Here is a 5,551-nt window from a genome sequence, read left to right on the forward strand (position 1 = left end):
TGGGCATCCTCATCCACTAACCCACTCAGCCTCCAAGAGGAATCCCGCAGGATTTGCGCAACAGAGCCCAAATGCAAACACACCGCCCGGAACATTTCTTCGGCAGTTGAACTGCGAGCAGTTTTCTGCCGAAGTTCGCAAGCTCTTGCGCCAGTCCGGGATCCGAGACCCGGATCATCGATATAATGTTCATGGCCACCGAATTTTTGATCCCCCCGATCATAGATTGCAGGCTCTCAACGATGACGCACCCGAAAGGCTAGCGGTACGTTGGCTCCTAACCTACCAGCAAGTTAGAAATTACGAGGGTCAGATTGCTGCGGCACGAGAAGGGCGCCAAGATATGACCAAATTTGGCATACCCAACCCGCATAACGAGAGTACTTGGATTGAGGAACGGCTCCAGCAACTTGAGCAACAAATTTCAGACGCGAGCCTTGCCAAGTCTCGGAAAAGCAGAAAGCCGCGAGTGTTAAAACGTCCTGACCAAGATGACCTTCAGACACGGCGAGACGAAGGCCGAGATGCTTACAACTTGGCGAGAAGTGCTGAAGCAGCGGCGCGAGGAATTCAGGCTCAGGCCCTCGCCGACGAGTTGTGGCGCAAGAACCCAAGGCTCAGCAAACCTAAAGTTGCAAGACTGATCACGTCAAAGCTGATCGAACAGTGGCTCGCTGAGAATAAGCAAAGAGAGCTGAACGGCGAGGGTCAAAGTAGGCTTCCGCGACCCAAAGCGGAGACGATCCGTCGGCATCTCAAGAAGCCTTAGAAACTCTGTCCGTGCACATTCATCCTGTCCGTGCACGTGCCTGCCCGGACAATCGATTAGTCTAACAGGGGATCACTAGTCCTAGAGTGGGTGCCCTAAGATGATCGAGAAGAGAAGCCCCGCATCCGGTGTTCCCGGTCTCAGCAGCGGGGCCAGCGCTCTTGCAGTGACCTCTCATGAACATTCCGGGTCCACTTGCAAGGCAGTGGCCGCCCCCCACAGCGAGAAGCGAATCCCCTCCGCTGCCGTTCGCCATCTCTGCGGGGGCGTCAGCGACATGACGCTTTGGCGCTGGCTCAACGAACCTGCGATGGGCTTTCCACGCCCCACCTACATCGCCCGGCGGCGCTACTGGCGCGAGACGGATGTCATCGCTTGGCTGGAGGCTCAGGCCGCTGGCACCGCTGGCTGAGGCTGAGCTACATCATGGTTAGCACCACGGCTGCAAGCAGCGGCGCGCATCGGCGTGCAGCGACCCCTCCGTTGACCTCAGATCCGATCCTAGGACCGCCCAGGATGCGTAGGGCCGTTGGCCTTACCCATGCCGGCCGTCTCGCAAGGACGCGACCGCTCGCTCACACGGGGCCTTGTTCTTTCCAGCCCGAAGGTGCCCCTTGAGCGTGGAAGCCTCGAAGTGGGTCTGGTCTCACGGCCCTGAACAGGCCTCGGAACGGCTGGTGCTCTTGGCTTTGGCCGATTGGGCGGACAAGGCCGGCACCTGCTGGCCTTCGATGACGTCTATCGCCAAGAGAGCCTGCGTCGATGAGCGCAGCGCGCGTCGCATCATCCGTCGACTGGAGAAGAGCGGACACATCGCGACGCAGCGAGGGACCGGGCGCAACGGTTGCAGCGTTTATCAGCTTCGCATTGATCGGCCCGACGCTGAGGAGTCGACTACTAGGCTAGCAAAGGGGGACTCTGAGTCCCCCGGACACACAGTCCCCCGGACCCAGGATACCCAAAAGGGGGACTCCCCGGTCCGCCGAACCATCAAGAACCACCATTCCTCTCGTGAGGAAGAGGCATCGCAGCAACTCGTGTGGCAGCGATTGTCGGCGGCCTCGTCCACCTCTCCTGGTATCCTGACCGACCTTGTTCTGTTTAGGCCGCCCCATTCCTCCAAGTCAGTCGTTCAAAGACCGACAAATCATGTCGAAGCCGCCCTCACAGCCTACCACGAGGCGGCGGTACGCGTGGGTTGGCCCAAGGTTCAGAAGCTCACCACCCAGCGCCGGACCACCCTCGAGGCTCGCCTTCGTGAGGCCGGCGGACTGGAAGGCTGGAGAGCCGCTCTCGCCAAGGCTGAAGCTTCGGATTTCCTCTGCGGACGCGCCGCGTCGGGCAGGCCCTTTTGCGCCAGCTTCGACTTCCTCACCCGCGCCTCGTCGTTCCTCAAGCTCATGGAGGGCAACTATGACAATCGACCTGACCCATCGCAACTCCCCGGAGGCAGTGGCCGCCTGGCTCGCGTCCCGCAATCCGGCCGAGGTGGATGGGGCTCTAGTCTCGCAAGCATCGTCGCAGGGCGTCGCGCTCGCGGTGAGGTATGAGGGCCGATATCCCTTGGGGCAAAATGGGGAGCGTCTGCCGTCCCGCTCTGTTGCGGTCGGCTGCGAGGTCAGCGGCCCTCTGGAGGCCCGGGAGGAGAACGCACAACGTGTCGAGCGCGCCCTTACACCTGCTGTGCCGCGCCGGATCGAGGAATGGCTTGCGGAACTTTCCGTCCTTGTGCCTCGGCGACAGAACGACGAGTTCACCGAGCGGCTTACGCTGGCGGCCTACTCCTCTCGCTTGGCAGGATATCCGGCTGATGTGGTGCGCGAGGCCCTTCTCGGCCGCATCTGGAGGTTCTGGCCGTCCTGGCACGAACTTCATCAGGTTTGCGAAGATCTGGCGGCGCCGAGACGGCAGATGTTGGCGGGGCTCCGGCAGCGTCCAGCAGAGGGCGCACCCGAAGCGGAGCCACGCAAACAAGTCTCGCGCGAGGAGGCGCAACGCATCCTCGAAGAGTATGGGTTCGTCCCGAAGCGCTTCGCCGCAGTGCAAGCACTCAGAATGGCCCGGACCGAGGATGAGCTGATGGCTCACCAGAGGGACGCGTCGGTCCCCCATTGGACCGAGACGGCCGACCCCGACGGCCCGGAGATGAAGATGGACGCTCTAGCAACTCAGCTCTGACCCTCCCCAGCGCTGCATTGACCCGCTCGTCGCTAGCAGGAGGGAGAGCAAGAGCCTCCAATCTTCAGGTGCTGTTGGGATCATGATCTGTCCACCTGAAAACATCCCACATCAGACCGTTCAAGGACTTTCCACGCATGTCCCTCACCGTCCGCATCAAGGGCCCCCCGGTCCTGAGCGTCGCCGACACATAACTTCGCAGTTGATTTGCGAGTTGCGGCCCAGCGTCGACATCCGCGGCCCTGCGCTCCGAGCCCTGGGCCCGACACCTTCCCGATGGCACGCGCGTGGAGATCGCCTCCACGCCCTGCCCCTTCGGCGGGGTGCGCTGGTGGCTGATCTGCCCCAAGTGCCAGCGGCGCCGCACGGTGCTCTACGGGCCGAGCTGCCGCCTCTGCCGGGGCGCGGTGCACGCGAGCACCCTCCTCTCACGAGAGGACCGGCTCCGGGCCAAGGCGCTCAAGATCCGCAAGCGCCTGGGCCAGACCGGCGGCGGGCTCCTCGCTCCGTTCCCACCTCGGCCCAAGCACATGCGGTGGGCCACCTACTGGCGGCTGCGGCGGGAGTGCCAGGAGATCGAGCAGGAGGTGTTCCGGGCCATGGCCAAGGCCATCGGCCTCCCGCTCCCAGCCGAGGAGCCCGAAGAGCTGATCCCGCTAGAGGGGGCCACCGATGACGCGTTCTGAGGTCTTGACCGGCGCCAAGCTGCGCGCTGGCCGCAAGGCGCTGCGGATGAGCCAAGCCGAGCTCGCGCGGCGCACCGGCTACTCGCGCGACACGGTGCGCTACTGGGAGAAGAAGGGCGTGATCGAGGCTCGTTGTGGGGCCTTCCAGGCCTTCGTGGAGGCGCTCGGTTTGCGGATTTATTCCCGGTCAAACGCGCGCGCGCGAATATGGGGTCTTACTCTCCTCCAAGCCGAGCGGGAACGTCTCGAGGAGAGAGTCAGGGCCGAGAGGGCCCGGCTGCGGGAGCGCGAGGTGGCCAAAGCCGCTCATCGTCGTGTCTGCTGCGGCGCCCGGACCCGCAAGGGCCGGCCCTGCCGCCTGCTCTCCGAGCCCGGCCGGCGGCGGTGCAAGTTCCACGGCGGCAAGAGCACCGGGCCGAGAACAGCGGAGGGCCGGGCCCGCATAGCAGAGGCGCAACGGACACGCTGGGCACGTTGGCGAAGAGAGATGGGCAAAGACCTAAAGTGACGGGCGACTCGGCCCTAAACTGCCCCGGAGCTTTGCCAGCCACCTCCGTGTGCTTTGGCTTGGCCGACGTCCAGGTCAACACCTCAGTTCTGCTAGCTTGCCCCACTTGCGGATGGTATCCGCGTTCACGCCGAAGCGCTGGGCCAGCACACATGGTGGCTCCGACGAGAGGGCGATCTCGGCCCGGACGGACGGAGTGGTGCGGACGTCGGGGTCAATGGAATGCATAAGCACCTCCCCATCGGGCCGGCCGCGGCCAAGCCGTCAAATCACCAGGTCCAGCCCTCGATCGCGCAACGCACCTGATGCCAAGATGTTCCGCCACCAGACATTGTGGGCGTTCCGGGTAGGATGGGCTCCTCTTGGGGGACGAGGGGCAGGCTCTCGCCACTCGTTACCAACCGCTTGGTCGTCGCGGACGTGTCGGAGAACCAGCCTTCACCGAGCCCTCCGTACACTCTTGGATGACGGGGCGCGGGCCTTCTCAACCACTCGCTGGCCACGTGCGTGGCAGGTAGCCAGAAGCAACCCTACACCAGTAGAATATCACCATTGGTGACGCTCGCTCCGGCCTGCAGGTCAGCAACCATGGTCAGCCCACCTGTGGCGCTGCCATTGCTGTCGAACCAGAGCGTGGCGTCCGTGGTGCGGAAGATGAACCGGTCGTCGGCATCGCGTGCCAGGTTGTCGGCCCGGATCTGGAACTGTGTGGCCGCGAGCGTGCTCCCCTCCTTCAGCCCGGCGCCGAAGCTGGACGCGTCGATGCGGATCAGGTCGTTGTCGCCCGTCGCGTTGTGGAAGTCAGTGACAACGTCGCCAGCCTCTGCAGGGCTCAGGAACACAAAGGCATCGTTGCCCAAGCCCCCTGTCAGCGTGTCCTTGCCAGCGCCCCCGTTCACAGTGTCCTGCCCCCCAGAGCCGATCAGGGTGTCAGAACCGCCCGCGCCCGAAAGCGCGTTGTTGGCCGCGTTGCCGGTGAGGCGGTTCGCGAGAGCGTTGCCGGTGCCATTGAGAGCTGAGCTGCCGGTCAGGAGAAGGTTCTCGATCTGAGCTGCGAGGGTCAGGCTCACGGCTGAGTTCACCTGGTCCGTGCCACCGCCAGTCAGTTCCACGAGTGTGTCCCCCGCAGCGGTCAACAGATAGGTATCGTTGCCCCCGCCGCCCTCCAAGCGGTCAGCACCGGCCCCGCCATCCAGGATGTCAGCCCCATCGCGGCCATGGAGCGTGTTGTTGGCCCCATTGCCGACGAGGGTGTCCGCTCCGGAGGAGCCAATGATCGCCTCGAAGCCGGTGTAGACGTCCCCAAGTGCCGTGCCCTTGTTGCGGGTCGGATCGGTCAGCGAAACGACGACAGCCGGGCCGCCGCCGAAGTCGAGCGTGTCCTGCCCGGCGCCACCATCGAGCACCTCC

The 5,551-nt window shown here is 64.1% G+C and carries 6 protein-coding genes and 1 pseudogene; 6 read left to right on the forward strand and 1 reads right to left on the reverse strand.

What is annotated here, in order from left to right:
• The 6 genes and pseudogenes from RUMESO_RS26660 to RUMESO_RS24760 form a co-directional block, all read left to right on the forward strand.
• The coding region (locus tag RUMESO_RS26660; RefSeq protein ID WP_211262988.1) for a hypothetical protein at positions 1 to 769 on the forward strand (769 nt) is incomplete at its 5' end.
• Between the two features lie 277 nt (positions 770 to 1,046).
• Positions 1,047 to 1,181 (forward strand): hypothetical protein, encoded by a 135-nt coding sequence (locus RUMESO_RS28045; RefSeq protein WP_281177609.1) that lies wholly within the window; start codon positions 1,047 to 1,049, stop codon positions 1,179 to 1,181.
• Between the two features lie 265 nt (positions 1,182 to 1,446).
• A pseudogene (locus tag RUMESO_RS28760) lies at positions 1,447 to 1,572 on the forward strand (helix-turn-helix domain-containing protein); the annotation flags it as partial.
• Positions 1,573 to 2,182: 610 nt separating this feature from the next.
• The gene (locus RUMESO_RS25510; protein ID WP_037284595.1) at positions 2,183 to 2,947 is read left to right on the forward strand and encodes a hypothetical protein; all 765 of its coding nucleotides are present in this window, start codon (positions 2,183 to 2,185) and stop codon (positions 2,945 to 2,947) included.
• Positions 2,948 to 3,234: 287 nt separating this feature from the next.
• The gene (locus RUMESO_RS23415; protein ID WP_051521645.1) at positions 3,235 to 3,633 is read left to right on the forward strand and encodes a hypothetical protein; all 399 of its coding nucleotides are present in this window, start codon (positions 3,235 to 3,237) and stop codon (positions 3,631 to 3,633) included.
• Entirely contained in the window at positions 3,620 to 4,141 is a 522-nt protein-coding gene (locus RUMESO_RS24760) for a helix-turn-helix domain-containing protein (RefSeq protein ID WP_037284599.1), read from the forward strand. Before RUMESO_RS23415 ends, RUMESO_RS24760 begins: the two co-directional genes overlap by 14 nt.
• Positions 4,142 to 4,671: 530 nt before the next feature.
• Here the strand turns inward: RUMESO_RS24760 and RUMESO_RS25515 are convergent.
• Positions 4,672 to 5,551 (reverse strand): calcium-binding protein (locus RUMESO_RS25515; RefSeq protein ID WP_281177610.1); only part of this gene is annotated, 880 nt, incomplete at its 5' end.

Source organism: Rubellimicrobium mesophilum DSM 19309 (genome assembly GCF_000600335.2).
Taxonomy (GTDB): Bacteria; Pseudomonadota; Alphaproteobacteria; order Rhodobacterales; family Rhodobacteraceae; genus Rubellimicrobium; species Rubellimicrobium mesophilum.